Origin of the sequence: Acinetobacter sp. 22301 (genome assembly GCF_052045285.1) — a bacterium.
In the GTDB taxonomy this organism is placed as follows: domain Bacteria; phylum Pseudomonadota; class Gammaproteobacteria; order Pseudomonadales; family Moraxellaceae; genus Acinetobacter; species Acinetobacter pittii.
Map to the genome: position 1 here is coordinate 138,731 of NZ_JBQEOR010000002.1, position 22,267 is coordinate 160,997.

The window sequence follows — 22,267 nt, forward strand, 5'->3', positions numbered from 1 at the left end:
TTTAAACAAAAAAATGCGCCAAAAGGCGCATTTTTTTACTCGCTATAAGCTTACGCTTTACGAGCTGGTAATTTTTCACGAATACGTGCAGCTTTACCAGACAAGTCACGAAGATAGTAAAGTTTAGCACGACGAACGTCACCACGACGTTTCACTTCGATTTTAGCAACAACTGGTGAGTGAGTTTGGAATACACGCTCAACACCAACACCGCTAGAAATTTTACGTACTGTGAACGCAGAGTTCAAACCACGGTTTTTCTTAGCGATTACAACACCTTCAAATGCTTGAAGACGTTCACGATCACCCTCTTTTACTTTTACTTGAACGATGACAGTGTCACCAGGAGCAAAAGCAGGGATATCAGATTTTAACTGTGCATTTTCAACAGCTTGAACTAAAGGATGTTTACCACTCATTGTGGGAATCTCCAATATGTGCGGAGTCAGAAGAGGTCTGAATTTCCGCTGGGGATAGAGGCTAAAGCGCATATCAACCCGTTTATCTTTCCCTTTACGACAATATGTCTATAAAGAGCCTTTAAATTTACATAAAACTATTCATTAAATAGAATTATGCTTTAACTCGAAGCATTGCTTCTCGTCTTGTTGCAGAACTTTCGTTCTTGAGAATAACGATTAAGAGTTACCGTTATTCACTTGCGTATCTTTTAGCCATTTTTTTTGCTGCTTAGTCAACTCAACCTTTTCGACCAACTCTGGTCGGCGCTCTAGAGTTCTTTGATATCGCTGCAAAAAACGCCATTTTTCAATATTGCCATGATGTCCAGATTTTAATACCTCTGGCACATCCAGCCCTTCAAAATGGTCAGGCTTTGTATATTGTGGACAATCTAAAAGACCATCAACAAAAGAATCTTGTACTGCTGATTGTTCATCTGACATTACATTCGGCAAACGGCGAATAATACTGTCAAGTAACACCATAGCGGGCAGTTCACCACCAGATAAAACATAATCACCAATTGACCATTCTTGATCAACATAATGCTGGATCAAACGTTCATCGACTCCTTCATAACGTCCACACAGTACAATTAAGCCGTCATAATCAACAAACTGCTGTACTGCCTGTTCATTTAAGGTTTTGCCTTGTGGGGACATATACACCACAGGAACATGAACATGTCCTGCTTGTGAGGCAAGCTGTTTGGCATGTGCAATTGCTTTCGCCAAAGGCTCAGCCATCATCACCATACCTGGGCCGCCACCAAATGGACGTTCATCCACTCTTCTGTAGTTTCCCTCAGCAAAATCACGAGGATTAATACAAGTGACTTGTACAATATCTCGCTTTGCCGCACGTCCGCTGATGCCGTAGGCTGTAATCGCTTCAAACATTTCAGGAAAAAGCGTAATGACTGCAAAAAACATCACAGACTCCTCTATTTTCCTGCTGTATTAATCCTAAAAGGATTAATAATCTACGCCCCAATTGACGTAAATACGACCAGCTTCAAGATCAACACGTTGTACTACATCCTTATGCCAAGGAATCATGCGCTCTTCTGAATCAATGCTGTCTGGGGTAGCATGCACCACCATCACATCATTAGCTCCAGTTTCAAACAACTCATGAATTTTCCCTAAGTTTACTTCCTGTTCTTCTTCATCAAGACCTAACACAGTTAAGCCCTTTAAATCTGACCAGTAGTATTCATCTACATCTGCTTTTGGCAGTTGAGACTTAGCAATCCAGATATTAGCGCCAACCAAGCTTTCCGCCCCAGTGCGATCACTCACACCTTTCAACGCAACAACTAGGCCTTTGCCATGTGGTTTCCAACGTTTTACATCTATTGTTTGCCAACCGGCCTTGGTCTCAATGTACCAAGGCAGGTAGTCAAACATGTTGCTCATAGGTTCTGTATTTGAATACACCCAGAGCCACCCATTCAATCCATAAGCTGAACGTAACTGTCCAATCTGAATACGATCTTCGGGAACATTCTGTGTTGATGTCATGGGCTACCTACTACAAAAATTATGCAGTAGCTTTTTTAGCTTGAGCAGCTAAAGAAGCAACACGTTCAGAAGGTTGAGCACCTTGAGAAACCCAGTGAGCAAAACGGTCTGCATCTAAACGAAGTTTTTCTGCTTGACCTTGTGCAGTCGGGTTAAAGAAACCGATACGCTCGATGAAACGACCATCACGTGCATTGCGGCTGTCAGTCACAACGATTTGATAGAATGGACGTTTTTTTGCACCGCCACGTGCTAAACGAATAACAACCATGATAAAAGCCTTATAATTCTTACGGATTATCCCTGCGCCGACCATCGGCAACACTTCAAACCCCTTTCATAGAGGGCGACATTCTACGTGATTTTCGCCCTGAAAGAAAGATTATTTTTTGAGTTATCCGCAGTTTTGAATTTAAAATTACTATAGCCAATTTGATGCGGCAGATAACGCACAATCAGTTGCACCTTTTGCCCAAAATTTTTGCCCTTGATCATTAAGACAAATGATCCCATCACCAGCTTGAGAACTAGTAGCAATAGGTGTAGCCGTTAACACCCAGCTTGAATCAGTTATGCTAGAAAAAGCTAAGTTATATAAGGCTTGGCCTTGTTGAGGGCTGACACTAGAACCATAAATCGATGTAATCGTCGCATTCGATGGATAACGATTGTGAACTACTTTTTCTGCTTCTAATGTTTGGGCAATATTCATCATTTCAGATTGAACAGCTGTACGATGTCCTTTGCGTAAATACTGCAAATATGAAGGTGTCGCTATAGCTGCTAAAATTGCAATTATTGCGACTACAATCATGAGTTCTATTAAGGTAAAACCATTCTTCATTGCCAATTCTCACTATTTGTTTCACATACATTGCAAGTGACCGCTCCACCACAGTCATTATCAACAGCCGTAGCTGTTAAACTTTGGCAACGCAAACCTGAATTCTTAGCAATAAAATTAAAGTTTCTTGAATCTGTAGTTGTCGCTTTAATGACCCATGTTTGCCCATTTGCAGCAGCATTCGTCAATAAATTTCCTGTCGTCGTATCATCACTAATTTCAATCGTATAACCACCCCGTGGCAAAGTTACAGATGTGGTGGTAAATCCTCTATAGGTAAAGTTCTTGGATTTATGCCGTTCCAACTGTTCTGCCAATTTTAGAATTTCACCTTTAGCAGCAGAAGCCGTCGCTCTACGGCTATAACTTTGATATGAAGGGATAGCAATCGAAGCAAAAATAGCGACAATCACGATGACAACCATGAGCTCAATCAAGGTAACACCCTGATTAAACCGCAGAATATAATATTTATTCATCAGTCATCCCTTAGCGATAACGCTCATACCAGCGCGCAGGAACTAAGTGACTTGTACATTGCCACTCGCCCGTTCCACTCTCGTTCCCAGACAGTTGTAATTTCCCACAACTATTAGTCACTGGAGGCTCATCTCTTTTTGGAACAAATGCTATGCCGCGAATACCGGAGCCAATAACGTTTTTATTACATTCAGAAGCTCCTACTGGGCAATTAGTACCAGTTTGTGTTTTGAATCCACTTCCATTCTCTTTATTTTGATCAATTGACCCATCAGAATTAAGGCAGGCGCCAAATGGTAAACAGAACGTCTGCTGGTCAGTTTCACCTACTACACGGGGTAAACATGGGTCTGCCGCTACAATACCTGTTCCCTGTGGATCATAAACAGGCACAATTAAAGTCCCTGTAATTGCCATAGGCTCTTCAAAAGCTTTAAGACCTCCTTTAATACGGAAACTATTATTAGCTTTTTCGGTACCATCGCTCATACTAGAAAGCGAGCGATACCAACCGTTTTGTCCCGCCCCAGTGTTGGGAAAGAAAATCTGTGCTACTCGTGTTTCTCCAGATCGTAAAATTTGTGGATTTTTTCGAAGCGTCGATCGAGTAATATCTTTTGTTTCAAGTTGGTTATCAGTTAAAGACATTAAATTCTTTTTAATAAAGTCTTTATCGATAATTCCATAAACGTTGTTTACAGGTCTTCCACTTAATGCTGTGCTTGGTGACATCCCCTCACGGCCTGTAAGCGGATAAACATCTAAAGGTGTACTACGGTCACCTGAAGCAATACCTACAGTAATAAAAGTGCGGATTCCATAATCGTGAATTGTCACTGTTGGCGGTTCATAAAAACGTGGCGCATTCCCAGCGGTATAGTCGTTCGAGCTATCATAAGTTGAGTCATTTGTTGCCAAATTGGCTAATCGAACAACTCGAATACCAAAACTGCTATAAGTTGAATTTGTTTTTGTCTGGTTATTATTAAGATCGATACGGAAAATTTGTCCGCCTAAATCGCCAAAATATAAATGGTCTACCAAACCATCAGCATCTCGATCTAAGGTACTAATGCGACTAACAATACTGTGCTTCATATTAGAGTTATCTATATTAGAGCCTGTATCACTAGTCCACCATAAGCGTTCCCCAGTTTTAGCATCAATAATATAAACAGCATTCCCTTTTGCTTTTCCATTCGTAAAGCAAGAATTACTCAAGGTAATATTCGGGTTTTCATAACATTGGTCGTAGCCACCACCAACAATCATAACGCGTTTAATAACTCCGTTATAACGTATATTTGCAAGTACAGGTTTAGACCAACTCTGCCCCATGCGACTATAATCAGCTTGATCTGCTCCTACTCTAAACAGGAGCTTAGGTGAAGCAGGATTTAAGACATTTAAGCCATAATAGCTGCTGCCCCCCATTCGCATGCCACCATAAATATTCATTTGCTTTGCAGTTACTTTTGATACTGCTGAGCTACCGCTTCCCGTTGTAGTAATACTATATGCAGGGTCAGATACCCAAGCTCCATCCATACCGTGAGCAGGAGCTGTAGCATCACTTTGGCCAACAACTAAAGCTTTTGATGCAACTGGATCATTTAATATATCAGCGGGCACGAAAGCCATTTGTTCTACACCAGTTGAGGCATCCACAATATGCAGACCACCTTCCATCGTTCCATAGAGAATGGATTGTTCACGCGCAGATGTTAAATTCCCATTTTCATCTAATGTTCCATTATAGGTAAGCTGTACCGGTAAAGAATGAATACTACCGCCCATCGATAAATAGGGTTCATTCGATGTAACTAATGACGAAGGTAAATTCGTAGCGCTAATATCAGTTGAGTAACCTAGATAATTTAATATTTTTAATTTCAAGCTAATCGGGAAAGCTTTTAAAATATCTTGTCCCGTTGATGCATTAAACTTTCCTAAAACATAACTTGCTGTATTAGCCACACTATCAAAAGGATTAGTTCCTTCTGGTGGGGTAGCTGGAATTTTTAGCAAATTAGTTCCAGAAGTCGATATTTTCGTTAAGCTACCATCTGATGCGACGGCGGAAACATCAGTAAATAAGTTGCGGATTTTAGTTTGTACTGCGTAATAATATTTTGTGATATTTCCTTCTTCATCACGTGTTTCATTTTGTCCAGCAGTTGGTAAAGGAACTTTTGCATATGAACCACCAAAAAAGACTTTACCTCCATCATTATAAGTAGAGCTATTCCAATAATCTTTCGTACCCGTTCTAAATGCCCCAGTTGCGTTGTAAACCAACCCACCAGTATTAGCTTCAAAAGCACCGGCATTCGTTCCCGATAAAACAACATGATATTTCTTTAAATTTCCTCGCCATGTTAAGTAGGTGTTAGCCGGGTTTGGCTCAAAAGCACGTAAGTAACCATATTCCTGTAAATTTTTAGGATTTAGTGCATCATAAGGAACAGAGATAGCACCTGTGGTTAAGGGTTCTAAAGGAACTTTATCTAAGTTATTAATAAATGCGATAACACTATCTGTTACACCTTGCGCACTTTGGGTAGGGAAAAAACCTCCATTTCCATAACCAGGTGCAGCGACCGCATTTGTGGTCTGATTCGGCGAACAATTATCATCACTTTTACGATCAGATTGGGTTCTCGAACTTAAACGACAGGCATTTTTTACATCAGAAGAACTTAAACTAGAAAAGTCACTACCAAAACCGACAAATGCTGTTTGAATAGAAACTCCAGCTGGGTTTTTTGTTTTATCAAATAATCTTTTTGCAAATTCCCCCATACAGGCCCAACCAGAGTCTGCTGTCGTGTTAGACAAACCTCCAGAACAAGTAAAATTTGCTCCCAAAGTGCTGCCTAGGGCTGTCGACATTACAGTTGCCGAACGTGTATTTGTGGTATTGTTCGGTTCTCCATCTGATAAAAAGTAGATTCCTTGTCCATCACAACTCTGGCGATTGGCCACTGCAGGTAAAGGAGATTGGTAAATAGTATTTAAATTAGAGGCATTTCTATCTACAACAATATTGGGATTGCTAGCTGTATCATTTGATTTTGATTTTGGGATACCACTATCTGCATTTGCTACAGCATAATTAAAGGTGGTGTAGTAATAAGTATAAGAATAGGTCCAATCCGACGAAGTATCATAAGCAGTTGCCGTATCCACACCCGGATTAGAAGTTGACCAGTTACTCCAATAGTTATTAGAACGACAAGGTTGCCATAGATTTGTAGTATCGATTTGTGAATCGCGATAATTCGTACAATATGAGTATTCCATTCTATTATCAGATTTTCGCACACGCCTTATATAGCTATCTTTTCGAATGGCATAATTTGCCTCTGAATAGGTCGTTGTACCCATCAAATAAGCAGCAGCTTCCGCATAAGCATGTGCTGAAGGCGTTGACCCGCCAGCAGTTAAATTTGCAACAGCCTGTTTTAATTTATAACGTTGAGAACCCACTGTATTTAACGTACTCGCATCTCCTAAAGGAGCAGCAGCCACTAGAACCTGCCCACTTCGGCTATCACCATTTGCAGAGAAATTTCCCAACCCCACACGAGTGTCATTTAAAACAGGATTATTACTTGCTAAAAAAGCATTCATACCATTTTTAAGCATAGCCAGACGGTTTTCGCCATAACTATTGTTGGTCATACTTCCTGATGTATCCAACATCATCACAATGGTTTTTTTACCAGCTGTAGGTGAAGCATAAATTTGTAAATCACTCGCCTGCACAACGGAGCTTGTCATTAGCCATGTAAAAGCAACTGAACTCGAACAGATGGCATACCATAAATTATTTGGCTTAAAATTCTTCAATTTTAGTTTCACGATATTCCCCGTTATGAACCTGGTGCCGTAATTTGAGTGAGTTTATTGGTATAGTTAAATTCTTGAACTTGAGTACTAAAAGGCACGTTATGATTTGCTAAACACTCCGCTAATGTTTGTTTAGCCGTTAAAGCGGTATCAAAATTGTCGCTAATTTTTGCTGAACTCGTACTTAAACAATCTCTTTGTAAAGTTTCGATAGAGGTAGATGCATAGGCTGGTAAAAAAGCTGTTGTAATCACCCGAATACGTTGTGTAGACAACATGCTTTTAGGTAGTTGCGTACCTTCCGAGGTGTTTGTTCCTCGTGGTAAATTTGAGCCTGGAATATCGCTAGCAGCATCTGTTGGAACACTTACAGCAACTTGGGTAACCACTGCTTGACGATTACTACCATAGTCACTTGTTAAATCGCAGAAACCCGCCACGCCGCCATCTTCAACGACTGCATTATTAGCGCTTCCTGCTCGAAGTAAACTTGCACCTCTGGTCTGAGCAAAATTTGTTGCTGTAGAAACAGGCTTATAACAAAAGTTGTATTCCGCACCAGGATTACTTTCATGCTCTTTAAGCGCGGCACCAATCACATTAGTAATATTAGTTAGGGTGGTAGGATTCATCTGCACAATGAGTTCTAAAGGAGTGTCAGATGACTGAAAATTTAATTGGCTAACTTGGCTATTGGTAGCAACTTTTAAAGAAACAATAGCCACTCTTATTGCTAAAACGCCTACAGAAATAACAATCAATAAAATAATAAGCACAACAATAAGGGTTGCCCCTTTTTCCTTAGATCTACTCTTATGAATTAAATGGGTCATAGACTTTCCCCCATCGCGTTGCGTAGAGCAATTGTTAAGTTATAAGTGCGGCGTAAGAATCGAGTTGTATTATCAGAAGCATGCACGGTTTGATCTAACATAAAAAAAGATTGCTCAGGATCTATTGCTTTGCTTTGGGCATTATTAGTAGAGCGCGCTAATACAGATATTTGTATTGAAAGAATTCGTGGCGGCATCACAGATGGTGTGGCATCTCGGGCAGCCTGTGCAGCAGCGCGATATTGGGTAATGGTATAATAAGCAAAATTGCCAGCCGCATTTTTTGCACCAAACAGCACATGGAAATGATCAATACGCGGCAATACAATTTGACCAGCGTCGCCTAACCCAGCAACAGTGGTCGGTTGAGCTGTGGCTACAGCAGAGGGAGTATTTGCATCACATGCAAGTGCATAGTCTTGCTGGGAACTACCATTGCTATCCAGACGTAAAAAATAACGCTCTACAATTAAATCACCTGCAAGTACATTTACACCTTCACAATTGGTCATATTCGTAGGTGCAATAAATTGGATAGTCAGCTGATCACTTTGCATAGCAGCATCTGAACTGTTCTGTATATTTGAAAGACCTTTCCAGTGATTACTCACAGTACTCACCGTATCCCCTGTACCACGACTAAGTAATGTGTCAGCAATATAAGTATTTGTTCCAACGTTAGGGACAAAATTAACATTGTTGTTATTGGTTGCAGTTGAACCAGTTAATACAACACCGCCCCAAGGGGTCGTATCAGTTAATATTGGGTTGGTTATATTTCCATAATTTAGAAGGCGTATATCACGGGCAATATACTCCAAACCAAAAATACCGCTATCTTGTATTTCAGCATTTGCTTTTTGTAGACGACTTGATAGAAGTCCACCAATAAATAATTGAGTCGCCGCGGCCACCAAAATTAGACCTAAAGCCAATGCAACCATCAGCTCAATTAATGTAAAGCCTCGTTGTTTCAATAATACAAATGAGTGAGCCATTAATATGCCTCCATCATTAAACAGTTCGAATTATTGACATAAACGCCATTTGTACTCATACAGCTCGACACATCCGCGCTCGTGACTCCCTCATTTGTTGTAATTACTGGAGCGGTTTTTCCCCAAAAAACAAACAAACATTGCCTCTGCTGGGCCATTGTGCTTGTAACCCCTGGGCAATTTGTCATGGTAATTTTCATGCCAAGTTGATCAGCATTTCTTGCTGCTTGATATGCATCAAATTGGGCAAGCTGAGAAGGTGTACAAGCCGCATTGAAACACAATGTAGGAGCTGCGGTGGTAGATGAATAATTGCTATAACTACGGACAAATGCGGGATACTGACTAGCTTGAGAACTATTTACGCGAATGTTTTCTGCTAATCCTCTCATGATCATAATCGCTTGAGATTTGCTTAATGCCTCTGAAGAAGCATCCATAGCACGGACTTGCAAGGCAACATATCCTAAAACCCCTATCGCAATTAAAATTAGGGCAACCAACACTTCTAATAAACCCACCCCAACTTGAGCTTTTTGTTTAGAGCCCTGCATTAACATGTCTCCTCAGCTTTAAAAATTAATGTGCCAAGCTTTGTTAAAATAAGAATTTTCTTTTTATTTATTTTTGAATTACAAATAGATAAAAGTGTGTCTTGGGTGATGTTGGTTATCACCCCATTCGCATTAAAAGTTAAAGTCGTCGCTGTTAACGAACTCTGCGTACCATCAGCAGCGATATTTTTAAGCTCAAGACTGTTATTGGAATCAGCTTTCCAATTCAAGGAAGTGGGAGTATTTAAAGCTGTTGAATTCAGATTAATAGAAACGTCTTGTCGACCAAGTATGGCTTGGCTCTTTGCTTCCGATAAAGTATTGACTAGATCTCGTTGGTTTCCATCTAGTCGCTTACTTTCTAATAAATTCGACATAGATGGCGCGGCCATCATCGCGATAATAGCCATGACCGCAATCGTCACCATAAGCTCAACCAAGGTGAACCCGTCTTGCGGAATAATTCCCCTCATCCCCACACCCCAAATAAACTTTAAAATTTTTTATTTATTAATTAAATTTTACGTCCTATGTTTACAAAACAAATACAAAGCAGATAAAGGGTATAAAAAAACAGATAACTGTCATATCAACAATTATCTGTTTAACTTTTTAAAATCAGTATGTTAAATGCATCACACTTTACGCTTGAGTCACATGAATACGTAATTCCTTAGGAAGACTAAAGGTTATGTTCTCTTCACGCCCATCTAATTCTTTCGGTGCTTGAGCACCCCAATCTTGTAAACGTTGAATCACTTGTTTAATCAAAATTTCTGGCGCAGAGGCACCAGCAGTAACACCTATTTTACACGTCTCATTAAACCATGACTGCTCTAACTGATCAGCATTATCTACAAGGTAAGCGGCTTTACCCATACGCTCTGCAAGCTCACGTAATCGATTTGAATTTGATGAGTTAGGTGAACCTACAACCAATACGACATCACACTTCTCAGCTAAATCACGTACAGCATCTTGTCTGTTTTGAGTAGCGTAGCAAATGTCATCTTTACGCGGACCTTGAATATGCGGAAATTTTGCACGCAAAGCATCAATAACTTTAGCTGTATCATCAATAGAAAGCGTCGTTTGAGTCACAAATGCAAGTTTTTCAGGATGTCGTACGGTAAGTGCAGCAACATCTTCTTCATCTTCAACCAGATAAATATCACCGCCTTTTAATTTGTCATATTGCCCCATTGTGCCTTCGACTTCTGGGTGCCCTTCATGACCAATTAAAATAGCTTCAGTACCTTCACGCGCATATTTAGTCACTTCAATATGAACTTTAGTAACTAAAGGACAAGTTGCATCAAATACTTTTAAACCTCGACGCTCTGCTTCTTGTTGAACGGCTTTTGAAACACCGTGAGCACTAAAAATTACAATTGAGTCATCCGGAACCTGATCTAGTTCATCAACAAAAACCGCCCCTCTTTGACGTAAGTCATCTACCACAAATTTATTGTGTACAACCTCATGACGCACATAAATAGGAGGGTTAAAACATTCTAAAGCCCGATTGACGATTGCTATGGCTCGATCAACACCGGCACAAAAACCACGCGGATTAGCTAACACAATTTCCATAACAGCCTCAAAATTAATAAAACAGGGGAATTTCTCTTGAATATTTGCAATTAAAACTATTCAGTTTAAACGCACGGTACACTACAATAGCGAAGATATTTTATCATATCAGGAAAAATATCATGTCGGGTCTATTGTTTGTCGTTTCTGCTGCATCAGGAACGGGCAAAACATCTTTGGTGAAAGCCCTGCTTGACCGTGTGAGCAATTTACATGTTTCAGTCTCACATACTACCCGAGGTCAACGTCCCGGTGAATTAGATGGTGTTCACTATCACTTCACTACAAAAGATGAATTTCTAGACCAAGTCAACCATGACGGTTTTATTGAATACGCTGAAGTATTTGGTAATTACTATGGCACTTCTCAAGCAACTGTAAAACAACAGTTAGCTCAAGGACACGATGTTCTACTTGAAATTGATTGGCAAGGTGCAGAGCAAGTTCGCAAACTTTTTCCTGAATCCAAGCAAATATTTATTTTACCGCCAACACAGTTTGACCTTCGTCAGCGTTTATCTAATCGCGGCACAGACTCAGTTGAAGTCATTGAACATCGTTTAAGCTGTGCAGTTGAAGATATGCAGCATTACACGAACTTTGATTACATCATTATTAATGATGACTTTAATAAAGCCTTACATGAGATTGAAGCTGTGATCACAGCAAACCGTCTAGTGCTATCTCAGCAAGCGAAACGTTATCAAACATTAATTCAAGACTTGATTACTCCTCAACCAAAACAGGAATAACTTGAGTCTAGATCGAAAGCCTTTTATACTGTTTAGTCTGTTCAAATTCACCATTCCAAAACGAGAACTTTTATGGCACGCGTCACCGTTGAAGATTGTTTAGATCATGTAGACAACCGTTTTGAGCTTGTGCTCGTTGCAAGTAAACGTGCTCGTCAATTGGCACGTCAAGGCATGGAGCCAACTGTAGAATGGGATAACGACAAACCGACTGTAGTTTCTTTGCGCGAAATAGCGGCAGGGCACGTTACGAAAGAAATTCTTAAGCAACGTGAACAAGATTATCAAACTTCTAGTCTTGATCTTGCTCTTTCTACAAACAGCTTGAATTTAGAAGGTTTTTCTTTCTAATTAATTCTGTTTCATAAAAAAACCATCGTTTTTCTGCGGTGGTTTTTTATTTGGCTTTGTCTTGAATTTAAAGATATTGAAAAAAGCAATTATTTTCATTGAAAAAAAATACACTTTTTCAAATGAAAAAATTGACAAGTTCCGCAATATGCTTTTCATTAAGAAGTAGATAGATTTAGTTTTTCAGCAATAGGAAAAAGGGTGATTTATGCCAGGCGAAGAGGTCAGCCAAGCCAAGCAACAGCTCAAATTAATTATCGACCCTTACTTATCGGTAAGCGAAGTCGAAAAAGTGCTTGCTGCCTGCGATTTTGCCGATCTAGCGCACACTGGCATTACGCGTAAAAGTGGCGAACCCTATATTCTGCATCCGATTGCTGTAAGCTGTATTCTTGCAAACATGCGTTTAGATGCTGAAACTTTAATGGCAGCACTTTTGCATGATGTTATTGAAGATACTCAATATACAAAAGAAGATATTATTGAGAAGTTTGGCCTAACCGTTGCAGAGCTAGTCGACGGTGTAACTAAACTTAGCCAATCAAGCGATAAAGAATACAATAAAGCAGCTTCATTCCGAAAAATTCTGCAAGCGACCTTACAAGATCCACGTGTCATCATTATTAAATTAGCAGATCGCTATCATAATATGACAACTCTAGGTGCTTTACGCCCAGATAAACGAGCCCGTATCGCTCAAGAAACTTTTGATATATTTGTACCGATGGCAAGATTAGTCGGCATGAATGAAATGGGCGATAATCTAGAGAATCTCTGCTATCAAAACCTTGACCTTGATATGTTTGATAACGTTCAGAATGCTCTGCTACAGACAAAGCCAGAACGCTGTAAATATCAAAGTATTTGGGAACAAAACCTCGCTGAACTTCTGCATAATTATCATATTCAAGGCCGTATTAAAAAGAAAAATAACAATATCGAATTATTACGCCATTTCGTTAAAAACGAGATGGATCTCCAAGAGCTTACTCATAGTCATGCTTTCGAAATTGTTCTACAAAGCATTGCCGACTGTGACCGCTTAGAAGAAGCATTAAGAGAAAACTTTCAGGTTATCCAGTACCAAGACCACATTCGTCGACCATTACCCGGCGGTAATCAGTCTTTATTGATTAAACTTAAAGGCGAAAAAACAACACTATCTCTTACCATTCAAACCGAGCTCATGCGTAAAGCTGCCCGTTTTGGGGTGGTTTTAGGTGAAAATGCACCGCAAACTTGCCGCTCTGCCATTCAGGCTTCAATGCAGAACTTAAATACATTGATTGACGGCGAATGTGCTAAAACAACTTTTAATGATTTACTTGATTATCTACACCAAGAAAAAATCTGGGTATATACGCCCCATGGCCAACTGCATGAGCTACCGCAAGGCGCTACCGTAGTTGATTTTGCCTATTCAGCAAGTTTATTTTTAGGTAACCACGCAGTTGGCGCAAAAGTCGATGGTGAGATTAAACCACTCTCTACCCCATTAGTTAGCGGTCAGGTTATTGAGATTATTACGGATGTTTTGGCAACACCAAACCCAGACTGGCTAAGTTTTATTAATACGCAGAAAGCTCGTCGTGCATTACAGCATGTACTAAAAGATCAAGATATCGAAGAACAACGTCTAGTTGGTGCACAAGCCCTTTCTCGTGCACTAAAACTCTTTAATCGTTCAATCAATGATCTTTCTGAAGCTGACTGGTTAGATCTATTGCAATGGCGTCACATCGATAATAAAAATACATTGTTTGAACAAATTGCGGTTGGCGATTTACTACCTCAACTTGTAGCAAACCACCTGTTTGCTCATGACAAACATCCGCAAGTAGAAAACTCAGATCGACTTATTCAAAGTACGGAAGGAATCGACGTTAAATATGCACATTGTTGCAATCCAATTTTAGGCGATCCAATTCAAGGACATTTAACACGTCGCGGGTTAATTGTGCATCGAATTCGCTGTCATAACTTGCTACATGAACAACATTTACACCCTGAAAATATTATGCCGCTTCAATGGAAAGCAGATGATGTAGATGATGTCCGTTTTACAGCGTACCTTGCTATTTATATGGCGATGAATGATGAACAAGTATCAGATCTGATTTATCAATGCCGTAAAAACAATGCTGGGGTAGAGATGGTTCACTCAAATGAGCAAAGAACATTTGTGAATATTGTAGTGAATAATCGTAAGCACATTGCAAAAGTCATTCGTGATTTACGCATGCACTATGGTTTCCCACGGATTGAACGTTTAGATGCTCCTGCTCCGCAAATGGAAATTTCAAAAGTAAGCTAAATTTCTATAGAGACAATTGACTAGATTTATGTTTCCTTAACAAAATCAAACTTTCCAAATTCACTTAATCAATTAAATCGATGATACTTTTGTCCAAAGCTATCATCGATTATGATGGAAATAGATTTAATCAAGGAGAACCAAATGTCCCGCCAAGTCATTCATACTGAAAATGCCCCTGCTGCTATCGGCACATACTCTCAAGCTATTTTAGTAGACAATACGCTATATCTTTCAGGGCAAATTGGTTTAGACCCATACAGTATGGAACTTGTAGAAGGTATCGAAGCTCAAATTCGCCGTGTATTTGATAATTTAAAAGCAGTTTGTGAAGCTGCTGGTGGTTCACTTGCAGATATTGCTAAGCTCAATATTTTTTTAACTGATCTATCAAATTTCCAACTCGTAAACCAAATTATGGGTGAATATTTTGCTCAGCCCTACCCTGCACGTGCAGCTCTTGGTGTAGCAAGCTTGCCAAAAGGCGCATTAGTAGAAATGGACGGAATTGTAATTATTAATCAATAAGATATAAAAATTAAAATATCTAAATTTCACTATTTAGTTTTTTAAAACACGAACCACCTTGGCATAAAAATCTAAATTCTTCTTGGATTTCCGCTTAGGTGGTCTTTTTTTATTCAAAATCCCAATAATGATAAATGAGATTTTAAATGAATTTCATTGACAAACGATAATAATTATCAATAATATCAATTATCGCATTTATATTTGGGGATCACTCCCATGTACGTTTGCTTGTGTCGTGGCATTACCGATCAGGATATTAAAGACGCTATTGAAAATGGCGCTGAAAGCTATCGTGAAATTCGCGACTTGCTTGATCTTGGTACATGCTGTGGACGCTGTGCACCAGAAGCTCGCGCTATCATTAGCGAAGAATTAGCAGAAATCGCTTCTCGCATTTCTGTAGCTGCATAATAAAAATTAATATTTAACAAAATTTATTGACTCCTCCACCGCTTTTTGCGGAACCTTTATAGTTCCTCATTCAAGCGGTTTTTTTTGGCTTGAAAACCTCCTTTCTAATATTGTGTTGTTTTTGATTGCGATTTTCATTTGCTGTTCCATAAATTACTCGCCATCTCCGTGATTGTTCACTAAAATGGATTTATAGATTGCCTTAATTAAGTTTGAGGCAGAAATTGTTTTGGAGTAGCTACAATGAAAGGCAATCGTGATGTCATTAATCAGCTCAATCAAGTGCTGTATCATCATTTAACTGCAATTAATCAATACTTTTTACATTCACGCATGTTTAATGACTGGGGAATTGAGCAGCTTGGCTCTGCGGAATATAAAGAATCAATTCGTCAAATGAAACATGCCGATAAAATCATTGAACGTATTTTATTTTTGGAAGGACTACCTAACCTTCAACATTTAGGTAAGCTTTATATTGGTCAACACACAGAAGAAGTTTTGCACTGTGACATTCGTAAAGTAAAAGAAAATATAGAAGCAATTCAAAAAGCGGTTGCTTTAGCTGAAACAGAGCAAGATTATGTCACTCGTGACCTTGTTCAAGAAATTCTAGAAAAAGAAGAAGAGTACTGGGACTGGCTAGATACTCAAATTGATCTTATTGGCAATGTTGGTATTGAAAATTATATCCAGAGCCAAATGTAATTTCTCATAAAAAAATCCCCTTATACTTAAGGGGATTTTTTATTACTTCTCTTTTAGTAATTCCGATAGCGTTATTTTTTGCTTATAAAGATGTTGCAAAATAAATATTTGCTGCTGTGCCTGTTCTACTTTCCCGTTGTAAGCGAGCAATTTTGCGTATTTACGTAAGTTATATGGAGTAGGCTTATTCTTTATAAAATTTTCCCATTCAACCAAATCACCTTCAGATAAAATATTTTGGGGATTAAGTTCTATCCAACTTAAACGCTGCTCAAACTGTGTTAAAACAAAAATTTTACTACTTCCCATAAATTCAGCGTTTGGACGCTTATTATTAAAAAGCAAATTACTATTCAGAACATAGACATTGTAATCACGTAGAATTGCAATAATAAGCAATAAACTTACAACCCATGATAAGCGAAAAAGATGTTTGTTGAGGATAATTCCCTTAAGTACAGTAGTTTGTGCTTGTACAATACCCAGTAGGAATCCACAAGTAAGTAAGAAATAAGCATAGCGCTGTGGAAACTCTAACATGGCATGAATAAGCACTGTACAGACCATCATAATCGCTATAATCGAGATGGTATTTTTAGCCTGTTGATTTAACCAAATAAACCAGCAAGCAAAGTAGGTAATGATTACAGCACCCAAGGGAATACCATTCCAGATAATTAAATCAAGCAGTACATTATGTGCACTGGTAGTCCACTCTCCTGTTGGGAAAGCATGGTAAACTGTCATTTGTGCCACACTGGTTTGATTCCAACCATAACCTAACCAAGGGTGCTGCTGTACAGCAAGCAACATTTGTGACCAGATATTAAAACGCAAATACCCAGAGCTTGCTCTTTCAACCAAACTACTTGCTTCGGTTACATCAGTACTTGACCATGCTTCAATTAAATTAGTAGCAAATGGTAGAATTACACCAGCCATTACGAAAAAACCGACGCACCACAAAAAACCTTGAAAAACTCCAAATCTTTTTTGTTTACCAAATTGTTTAACTATCCAATACATGAATAAAAATGGAAAAACGATCCATGATGTTCGTGACTGACTCAATGCAATCGTAAACAAAATAATTAGTGCTAGAGGTAGGAGTAGCCAGACTGTTGCCTTATTTTTTTCATAGAGATATAAACACCCTAACAATCCAACAATTAGGAATGTTGCCATATTATTTGGCTGACCGAAATTACCGTAAGGGCGATTACCAATCAGATTGAGCATATAAATAAAATCTGACTCTAAATTTAACCATTGGCAAATCGCAATAAAGCTTGTGCCGACAGAGACTGCTAATACTAAAATACTAAAACCAGAAAAAATTTGGTCGCGCTTTTGTTGATCTAAAGATAGGTTGTAACCAGCCACGACCATAAACCAAAAGCCTAGTAAATAAAATGCGCTCAGTAAAGCTGTACTTAAATCAAAAACTAAACCAAAACCCCATTGTATCATTGGTATTAAAGCAAATGGCAACAATAAGAGCTGTGCTCTAGGAATTTTAATATCTTGCTGAACTAGAGTAGCCAATACACACAACCCAGCCCCAAAAGTACTCACTTCACTTGAGAACATCACCCAAGGACTATAATGAAATGGGGATAACCATGCAAAACCCAACAGAATTGCAGCGAGGAATAGGAGGAATACTTGCATAGTGACAGGTTAAGAGATAAAACTTAAAAGAATTATACCTATAATAAAATATTCTTAGAGTTATATTTTTAGGTAAAATTAAGTTAACAGATTTCCAACTTACATAAAAAAGCACCTCTTAAGAGGTGCTTTTTTATGTAAATTTTTAATATTAAATTATAGTACAACCCTTTGGTGCGATTGCTGAAGAAATATCTGTTGTTCCTTTAGTAATAGAACACGCCCAGCCACCCACATTTGCATTTACTCCAGAAGCTGCAGCTACATCTGCACTACGTGTTAAAGTTAAAACACCACCTGTAATTGTAGCGGAACCTTGTAAAGTACATGTAATTGTACCAGTAGTTCCATTTGCAGTTACATTAACAGCTGAACAATTATTAGTGGTACTTTTTAAACCAATTGCTGCTGGACTATTATTCACACTGCTAGCCGTACCTTCAGATAAAGCTAGTTCAAATTGAGTTTTTCCTGGGCTGATTTCCGCTAATGCTGCTGTAATTTGAGAACGAGCAGTATATTTTTGATATTGTGGAATCGCAATTGCAGCCAAAATACCAATAATGGCAACTACGATCATGAGTTCAATTAATGTAAAACCTTTTTGTGCATTCATAGCCTTTTCCCCAAAGATTGTATGTATGTTTTTATATAAGCTTTTTCAGCTATCAACTATACTGCAGCATCCATGCCAACTTTTACTATTTTTTAAAAAACAAATACTTATATAAAATTTAATTATTATTAGACATATAATCCCTGTAAATAATTGACAAAAATTGTCACTCAAACTTTATTAGTAATATGTCACTAATCAAAAATAGCTCATCACTTATTTCAATTTTTTAATTCTTTATTGTGATAAAAATCTCATTAAAAATATAAAAAAAGGTGACACTTTTTGTCAGTCACCTTTAAAAGTAAAATTAAGAAAATCAGCTAATAAAAGAATGTTACAAGATAGTTTAATTCAGAATAATCGGAGCATTGCCTAATTCATTGGATTGATCGGGCATGTTTTCTTCATAAAACCGTGACATTACCTCTCCAATTTGTTCTACGCCAGTCACTACAGCTTGTTGATATTCTTTTTGTTTAAGCTTTTGTACTATTGCTTCACAAATCTGTTTCCAGACTTGATCGTTAGTCGCATTTCGAATTCCACGATCAAATATAATTTCTACTGTCCGTTCACATAAATTTAGGTATAACAATACACCACTATTTAATGCAGTATCCCAAACACCTAATTCTGCAAATAACTGCTGTGCTCTTAAACGTGTATTTTGTCTATAGGCTTGTGAACATGGAATATGGCCTTCAATTACAACCTGTATTTCTCCAACATGCCCATGTTCTGCTTGCTGTACAGCATCTGCAATAGCTTGCTTATCTTGTTTTGAAAAATAACGGCTACTAGCAGGTAAATAGCATAGATGTTTAAACCAACGTTTTAGACTTGGCTCTACAGATTCTTCAATTTTTGGTTGAGTAATAATTTGTGTTGTTTCTGATGTTGTTACCATGAGCCTGAAGCACCTCCACCGCCAAAACGGCCTCCGCCGCCACCATAGCCTCCGCCACCTCCGCCGAAGCCTCCTCCACGTCCACCGCCACCAGAACCACTCAGAATGGCCTGTAAAATAAATTGGGCAATTGATGTAATGAGTAAAAAGAAAATACCAAAACCAAGTAGTAAGCTAGTGACTAGCCCTGCTCCATTTACGAATCCTGCTACTGCAGCAGCAACACCAGCTGTAGATGCACTAAGCGGACGACCGACAATAAATGAACCCACAATTCCAGCAACAAGAATAAATAAAGCCATTGTCAGCGTTGTCTGCTTGGCTTGCTGTTCTTCTGCAGCTTGATGCTGACGTTCTTTTAAATCTTGAGCAGCTTGCTGTGCTACTTCTGGGTCAAGATTTAAAATTCTTCCAATTTCATCGATACCTGCACTCAAACCTTGTGCATATTGGGCTTGTTTAAAATAAGGTGTAATTTGGTTTCGAATGATCCGACTTGCCACAATATCTGGCAACACACCTTCTAGGCCATAACCAGTTAGTATTTGTATACGGCGGTCATTTACAGCGACTGCAATGAGTAATCCATTATCACGTTTAGATGATCCCAATTGCCACTTTTCACCAACACGTAATGCATAATCAAAGATATCTTCTTGGCCAGTGGTAGGAACAATCACAATACCAATCTGCGCTTTGCCTTGTTGGTATAAACTTAGAATTTTTTGATCAAGTTGCTGCTTCTCAGCTTCGCTTAAGATATTGGCTTGATCAATAACAGGCTGGTTTAAAGTTGGCAAACCACGAATTGATTCCCCATCAGCCATATCATTAGTAACTTGGGCTTGAGGAGCAGGACTTGAAGCAGCTTGCCCCTCTAATTTAGTTGCAGCAGCTTGAGTTTGTTGCTTTTGAATAATTTTGCCAGCAACTACTGTATCAGCCTCATCGGTAGCAGTTGCAATATTACTTTCACTCCATGCCGTATTCTGAAAAAGAACACCACAACAGAGCAAAATTAAGGTCGAGATAAAGACCTTAATTTGCTTTGATTGAAGCAATAGAGTATTTCTCATACGGCACTCCTTTGATTTATAAAATTAATCAAAAGAAACTTTTGGAGCCTGTTGTGCAGATGCTTCTGCAGAGAAATTGGCTTTTGGATGCATACCAATTACTTTTGCTGTTACTGCCTGAGGGAACTGACGCACATATGAGTTATAGTCTTGTACTGTTGTAATATAACGATTACGTGCAACAGCAATACGGTTTTCAGTACCTTCAAGCTGAACTTGTAATTCTTGGAATTGAGTATTGGCTTTCAAATCTGGGTAATTTTCCGAAACAGCAATGAGTCGAGATAATGCCCCTGTTAATTGACTTTGAGCTTGTTGATATTTTTCAAGTAAAGCCGGATCTTCTAAAACTTCTTTATCAACTTTTAAACCTGCAACATTAGAACGAGCCTGTGTTACTTCGGTTAATACTTGCTCTTCGTGCTTAGCATAGCCTTTAACGACGTTTACAAGATTTGGTACCAAATCTGATCGACGTTGATATTGGTTCTGTACTTCAGACCACGCTGCTGTTACAGCCTCATCTTTTACTTGTAGAGTATTATAGCCACACCCCGAAAACAGTAAGGTACTGGCAAGTGTTGTTGCGATCGCAAATTGTTTCAACGTTTTCATCGTCACATTATCCTCAAGTTTTTCTTTATATTTTTAACCTCTTTACCTGATTGTATGATGAATTAGGCATTATTGTGTTGCTTTTATTTTATTGATTTTAAAAAACCGGACTTTTAAATCCGGTTATCTATTAGCTCAATCGCTGATCTTTTTCTTGTTCAAAACTTGCCATTTGATATTCTTCTGCTAAAGAACTTTTCCAATAATTAACCATCCTGCCATAATCTTTTTGACTCGGATGGAAATCTTTTTTGTAATATGCGAAGTATTCTGGCATTAACTGAACAAGCATCTTCATCAGCAAATATAATCCAAATAAATTACCCCCAATTTTAGGTAAGCTATTCCATTTATCTTGCCAAAATAAACGAGTTGTCCCATAAAAAGCGAGACTCGCAAATCCTGTTGTGACGCTACGCATGAGTAAACGACGGATACGATCATCACCATATACATGTTGATAAACATCAAATGCAACCGAACGGTGTTCAATTTCTTCAATCGCATGCCATACCCAAAGTTTTAGCGCATCTTCATCTAGCGTTTTTAATAACTCTGGATGTTGTAAGACATATCCCCCAAGTAAAGCAGTGAAATGTTCAAATGCACAGGTCAATGCCAATTGCAGCTTAGGTGGAATTGTTCTTAAATATTTATCGCGCTCATTTAGCCAATTTTGAAAACTGTCCAGATTATAATCATCACGTCGCCAAGCTTCATTAAACTCACCATGTGCTTTGGAATGCATGGCCTCTTGTCCAATAAACGCTGCAATTTGCGCTTGTAGCTGAGGATCTGAGACTTTATCACGTACATTACGTACGCTATTTACAAAAAATTGCTCACCCACCGGAAACGTTGATGAGAGTGCAGTTAAAAAATGCGACATGAGGGGTGAATTTGCAAAATAGTGCCGCTTGATCGCTTTTGGATTAAATTTAAGACGACGCACTGTAATACCCAACGCTTTTCGACGATTTAAATATGATTTTTCTGCCGTCATACCTGCGATGTTCATATTCAACACCTACTGTATTGAAGAAGGAAGTTTCGAGTATGTCGCGAGCTTTAAACGCTAAAAAGGGCAAAAAAGCTTATTATATTTGCCAAAAACATCAAAGTGACTAATGGTAGACAATAAAAAAGCCTACTTGAAGTAGGCTTTTTTTCAGT

24 protein-coding genes and 1 pseudogene are annotated in these 22,267 nt (G+C 38.6%); 6 read left to right on the forward strand and 19 right to left on the reverse strand.

The genetic code is table 11. The features are described from left to right. Nucleotides 1-50: 50 nt before the first annotated feature. From rplS to ispH, 12 genes are all read right to left on the reverse strand, one after another. The gene (rplS, locus tag ACTJJH_RS04880; protein WP_002116654.1) at nt 51-419 is read right to left on the reverse strand and encodes a 50S ribosomal protein L19; all 369 of its coding nucleotides are present in this window, start codon (nt 417-419) and stop codon (nt 51-53) included. A 219-nt stretch (nt 420-638) separates the two neighbouring features. Beyond that, a complete protein-coding gene (gene trmD, locus ACTJJH_RS04885; RefSeq protein ID WP_002116964.1) occupies nt 639-1,394 on the reverse strand; it encodes a tRNA (guanosine(37)-N1)-methyltransferase TrmD in 756 nt (251 codons plus the stop codon). Nucleotides 1,395-1,436: 42 nt separating this feature from the next. Further along, a complete protein-coding gene (gene rimM, locus ACTJJH_RS04890; RefSeq protein WP_002116736.1) occupies nt 1,437-1,985 on the reverse strand; it encodes a ribosome maturation factor RimM in 549 nt (182 codons plus the stop codon). A gap of 19 nt (nt 1,986-2,004) precedes the next feature. Beyond that, complete coding sequence (rpsP, locus tag ACTJJH_RS04895) at nt 2,005-2,256, reverse strand: 30S ribosomal protein S16 (RefSeq protein ID WP_000260334.1); 252 nt, start codon at nt 2,254-2,256, stop codon at nt 2,005-2,007. A gap of 150 nt (nt 2,257-2,406) precedes the next feature. Beyond that, complete coding sequence (locus tag ACTJJH_RS04900) at nt 2,407-2,829, reverse strand: type IV pilin protein (RefSeq protein WP_440600810.1); 423 nt, start codon at nt 2,827-2,829, stop codon at nt 2,407-2,409. Next, on the reverse strand, nt 2,826-3,308 hold the full coding sequence (locus tag ACTJJH_RS04905; protein WP_017400484.1) for a type IV pilin protein: 483 nt from the start codon (nt 3,306-3,308) through the stop codon (nt 2,826-2,828). Before ACTJJH_RS04905 ends, ACTJJH_RS04900 begins: the two co-directional genes overlap by 4 nt. 10 nt (nt 3,309-3,318) lie before the next feature. Beyond that, on the reverse strand, nt 3,319-7,173 hold the full coding sequence (locus ACTJJH_RS04910) for a PilC/PilY family type IV pilus protein (RefSeq protein WP_440600811.1): 3,855 nt from the start codon (nt 7,171-7,173) through the stop codon (nt 3,319-3,321). Between the two features lie 11 nt (nt 7,174-7,184). After that, a complete protein-coding gene (locus ACTJJH_RS04915; protein ID WP_002117088.1) occupies nt 7,185-7,994 on the reverse strand; it encodes a PilX N-terminal domain-containing pilus assembly protein in 810 nt (269 codons plus the stop codon). Continuing rightward, a complete protein-coding gene (locus ACTJJH_RS04920) occupies nt 7,991-8,992 on the reverse strand; it encodes a PilW family protein (RefSeq protein WP_440600812.1) in 1,002 nt (333 codons plus the stop codon). The genes ACTJJH_RS04915 and ACTJJH_RS04920 overlap by 4 nt, the downstream gene beginning before the upstream one ends. Further along, nucleotides 8,992-9,552, reverse strand: coding sequence for a type IV pilus modification protein PilV (pilV, locus tag ACTJJH_RS04925; protein WP_078219781.1), 561 nt, complete (start codon nt 9,550-9,552; stop codon nt 8,992-8,994). Before pilV ends, ACTJJH_RS04920 begins: the two co-directional genes overlap by 1 nt. Beyond that, complete coding sequence (locus tag ACTJJH_RS04930; protein WP_276123970.1) at nt 9,546-10,019, reverse strand: pilus assembly FimT family protein; 474 nt, start codon at nt 10,017-10,019, stop codon at nt 9,546-9,548. The genes pilV and ACTJJH_RS04930 overlap by 7 nt, the downstream gene beginning before the upstream one ends. A 169-nt stretch (nt 10,020-10,188) precedes the next feature. Continuing rightward, nucleotides 10,189-11,139 (reverse strand): 4-hydroxy-3-methylbut-2-enyl diphosphate reductase, encoded by a 951-nt coding sequence (gene ispH / locus ACTJJH_RS04935; protein WP_002116992.1) that lies wholly within the window; start codon nt 11,137-11,139, stop codon nt 10,189-10,191. 122 nt (nt 11,140-11,261) lie between these two features. Here ispH and gmk point away from each other — a divergent pair, with 122 nt between their 5' ends. From gmk to ACTJJH_RS04955, 4 genes are all read left to right on the forward strand, one after another. Next, on the forward strand, nt 11,262-11,891 hold the full coding sequence (gene gmk, locus ACTJJH_RS04940; RefSeq protein WP_004789787.1) for a guanylate kinase: 630 nt from the start codon (nt 11,262-11,264) through the stop codon (nt 11,889-11,891). A gap of 72 nt (nt 11,892-11,963) precedes the next feature. Then, nucleotides 11,964-12,242, forward strand: a complete 279-nt coding sequence (gene rpoZ, locus ACTJJH_RS04945; RefSeq protein WP_002116990.1) for a DNA-directed RNA polymerase subunit omega — start codon at nt 11,964-11,966, stop codon at nt 12,240-12,242. Between the two features lie 208 nt (nt 12,243-12,450). Beyond that, nucleotides 12,451-14,556, forward strand: coding sequence for a RelA/SpoT family protein (locus ACTJJH_RS04950; RefSeq protein ID WP_262440242.1), 2,106 nt, complete (start codon nt 12,451-12,453; stop codon nt 14,554-14,556). A gap of 144 nt (nt 14,557-14,700) precedes the next feature. Continuing rightward, nucleotides 14,701-15,084 (forward strand): RidA family protein, encoded by a 384-nt coding sequence (locus tag ACTJJH_RS04955; protein WP_002116996.1) that lies wholly within the window; start codon nt 14,701-14,703, stop codon nt 15,082-15,084. A 39-nt stretch (nt 15,085-15,123) separates the two neighbouring features. On the opposite strand, the pseudogene ACTJJH_RS04960 reads toward ACTJJH_RS04955, so the two are convergent. Then, nucleotides 15,124-15,201: pseudogene (locus ACTJJH_RS04960) on the reverse strand (hypothetical protein); the annotation flags it as partial. A 102-nt stretch (nt 15,202-15,303) separates the two neighbouring features. Between ACTJJH_RS04960 and ACTJJH_RS04965 the strand changes: the two are divergent. Both ACTJJH_RS04965 and bfr read left to right on the forward strand, forming a co-directional pair. Beyond that, nucleotides 15,304-15,498: a bacterioferritin-associated ferredoxin gene (locus ACTJJH_RS04965; RefSeq protein WP_202732982.1), complete on the forward strand. Its 195-nt coding sequence runs from the start codon at nt 15,304-15,306 to the stop codon at nt 15,496-15,498. A gap of 243 nt (nt 15,499-15,741) precedes the next feature. After that, nucleotides 15,742-16,206 (forward strand): heteropolymeric bacterioferritin subunit Bfr, encoded by a 465-nt coding sequence (gene bfr, locus ACTJJH_RS04970; protein ID WP_005067113.1) that lies wholly within the window; start codon nt 15,742-15,744, stop codon nt 16,204-16,206. 42 nt (nt 16,207-16,248) lie between these two features. On the opposite strand, the gene ACTJJH_RS04975 is transcribed toward bfr, so the two are convergent. The 6 genes from ACTJJH_RS04975 to ACTJJH_RS05000 form a co-directional block, all read right to left on the reverse strand. After that, nucleotides 16,249-17,877, reverse strand: coding sequence for a Wzy polymerase domain-containing protein (locus ACTJJH_RS04975; RefSeq protein WP_440600813.1), 1,629 nt, complete (start codon nt 17,875-17,877; stop codon nt 16,249-16,251). 151 nt (nt 17,878-18,028) lie between these two features. Next, the gene (locus ACTJJH_RS04980) at nt 18,029-18,493 is read right to left on the reverse strand and encodes a pilin (RefSeq protein WP_032036626.1); all 465 of its coding nucleotides are present in this window, start codon (nt 18,491-18,493) and stop codon (nt 18,029-18,031) included. A 349-nt stretch (nt 18,494-18,842) separates the two neighbouring features. Further along, nucleotides 18,843-19,403: a TPM domain-containing protein gene (locus ACTJJH_RS04985; RefSeq protein ID WP_440600814.1), complete on the reverse strand. Its 561-nt coding sequence runs from the start codon at nt 19,401-19,403 to the stop codon at nt 18,843-18,845. Beyond that, on the reverse strand, nt 19,397-20,479 hold the full coding sequence (locus ACTJJH_RS04990; protein ID WP_440600815.1) for a TPM domain-containing protein: 1,083 nt from the start codon (nt 20,477-20,479) through the stop codon (nt 19,397-19,399). Before ACTJJH_RS04990 ends, ACTJJH_RS04985 begins: the two co-directional genes overlap by 7 nt. A gap of 24 nt (nt 20,480-20,503) precedes the next feature. After that, a complete protein-coding gene (locus tag ACTJJH_RS04995; RefSeq protein ID WP_002117090.1) occupies nt 20,504-21,094 on the reverse strand; it encodes a LemA family protein in 591 nt (196 codons plus the stop codon). 130 nt (nt 21,095-21,224) lie between these two features. After that, the gene (locus tag ACTJJH_RS05000) at nt 21,225-22,112 is read right to left on the reverse strand and encodes a metal-dependent hydrolase (protein WP_238516632.1); all 888 of its coding nucleotides are present in this window, start codon (nt 22,110-22,112) and stop codon (nt 21,225-21,227) included. Nucleotides 22,113-22,267: the final 155 nt, after the last annotated feature.

Coding starts and splice junctions, on each gene's coding strand:
- ACTJJH_RS04950 (WP_262440242.1), top strand. CDS start 12,451: ATGCCAGGCGAAGAGGTCAGCCAAGCCAAGCAACAGCTCAAATTAATT.
- ACTJJH_RS04975 (WP_440600813.1), bottom strand. CDS start 17,877: ATGCAAGTATTCCTCCTATTCCTCGCTGCAATTCTGTTGGGTTTTGCA.
- rimM (WP_002116736.1), bottom strand. CDS start 1,985: ATGACATCAACACAGAATGTTCCCGAAGATCGTATTCAGATTGGACAG.
- ACTJJH_RS04980 (WP_032036626.1), bottom strand. CDS start 18,493: ATGAATGCACAAAAAGGTTTTACATTAATTGAACTCATGATCGTAGTT.
- rpsP (WP_000260334.1), bottom strand. CDS start 2,256: ATGGTTGTTATTCGTTTAGCACGTGGCGGTGCAAAAAAACGTCCATTC.
- ACTJJH_RS04900 (WP_440600810.1), bottom strand. CDS start 2,829: ATGAAGAATGGTTTTACCTTAATAGAACTCATGATTGTAGTCGCAATA.
- ACTJJH_RS04965 (WP_202732982.1), top strand. CDS start 15,304: ATGTACGTTTGCTTGTGTCGTGGCATTACCGATCAGGATATTAAAGAC.
- bfr (WP_005067113.1), top strand. CDS start 15,742: ATGAAAGGCAATCGTGATGTCATTAATCAGCTCAATCAAGTGCTGTAT.
- ACTJJH_RS05000 (WP_238516632.1), bottom strand. CDS start 22,112: ATGAACATCGCAGGTATGACGGCAGAAAAATCATATTTAAATCGTCGA.
- ACTJJH_RS04920 (WP_440600812.1), bottom strand. CDS start 8,992: ATGGCTCACTCATTTGTATTATTGAAACAACGAGGCTTTACATTAATT.
- ACTJJH_RS04985 (WP_440600814.1), bottom strand. CDS start 19,403: ATGGTAACAACATCAGAAACAACACAAATTATTACTCAACCAAAAATT.
- ACTJJH_RS04955 (WP_002116996.1), top strand. CDS start 14,701: ATGTCCCGCCAAGTCATTCATACTGAAAATGCCCCTGCTGCTATCGGC.
- rpoZ (WP_002116990.1), top strand. CDS start 11,964: ATGGCACGCGTCACCGTTGAAGATTGTTTAGATCATGTAGACAACCGT.
- ACTJJH_RS04995 (WP_002117090.1), bottom strand. CDS start 21,094: ATGAAAACGTTGAAACAATTTGCGATCGCAACAACACTTGCCAGTACC.
- rplS (WP_002116654.1), bottom strand. CDS start 419: ATGAGTGGTAAACATCCTTTAGTTCAAGCTGTTGAAAATGCACAGTTA.
- ACTJJH_RS04905 (WP_017400484.1), bottom strand. CDS start 3,308: ATGAATAAATATTATATTCTGCGGTTTAATCAGGGTGTTACCTTGATT.
- ACTJJH_RS04930 (WP_276123970.1), bottom strand. CDS start 10,019: ATGAGGGGAATTATTCCGCAAGACGGGTTCACCTTGGTTGAGCTTATG.
- ispH (WP_002116992.1), bottom strand. CDS start 11,139: ATGGAAATTGTGTTAGCTAATCCGCGTGGTTTTTGTGCCGGTGTTGAT.
- pilV (WP_078219781.1), bottom strand. CDS start 9,552: ATGTTAATGCAGGGCTCTAAACAAAAAGCTCAAGTTGGGGTGGGTTTA.
- ACTJJH_RS04915 (WP_002117088.1), bottom strand. CDS start 7,994: ATGACCCATTTAATTCATAAGAGTAGATCTAAGGAAAAAGGGGCAACC.
- trmD (WP_002116964.1), bottom strand. CDS start 1,394: ATGTTTTTTGCAGTCATTACGCTTTTTCCTGAAATGTTTGAAGCGATT.
- ACTJJH_RS04990 (WP_440600815.1), bottom strand. CDS start 20,479: ATGAGAAATACTCTATTGCTTCAATCAAAGCAAATTAAGGTCTTTATC.
- gmk (WP_004789787.1), top strand. CDS start 11,262: ATGTCGGGTCTATTGTTTGTCGTTTCTGCTGCATCAGGAACGGGCAAA.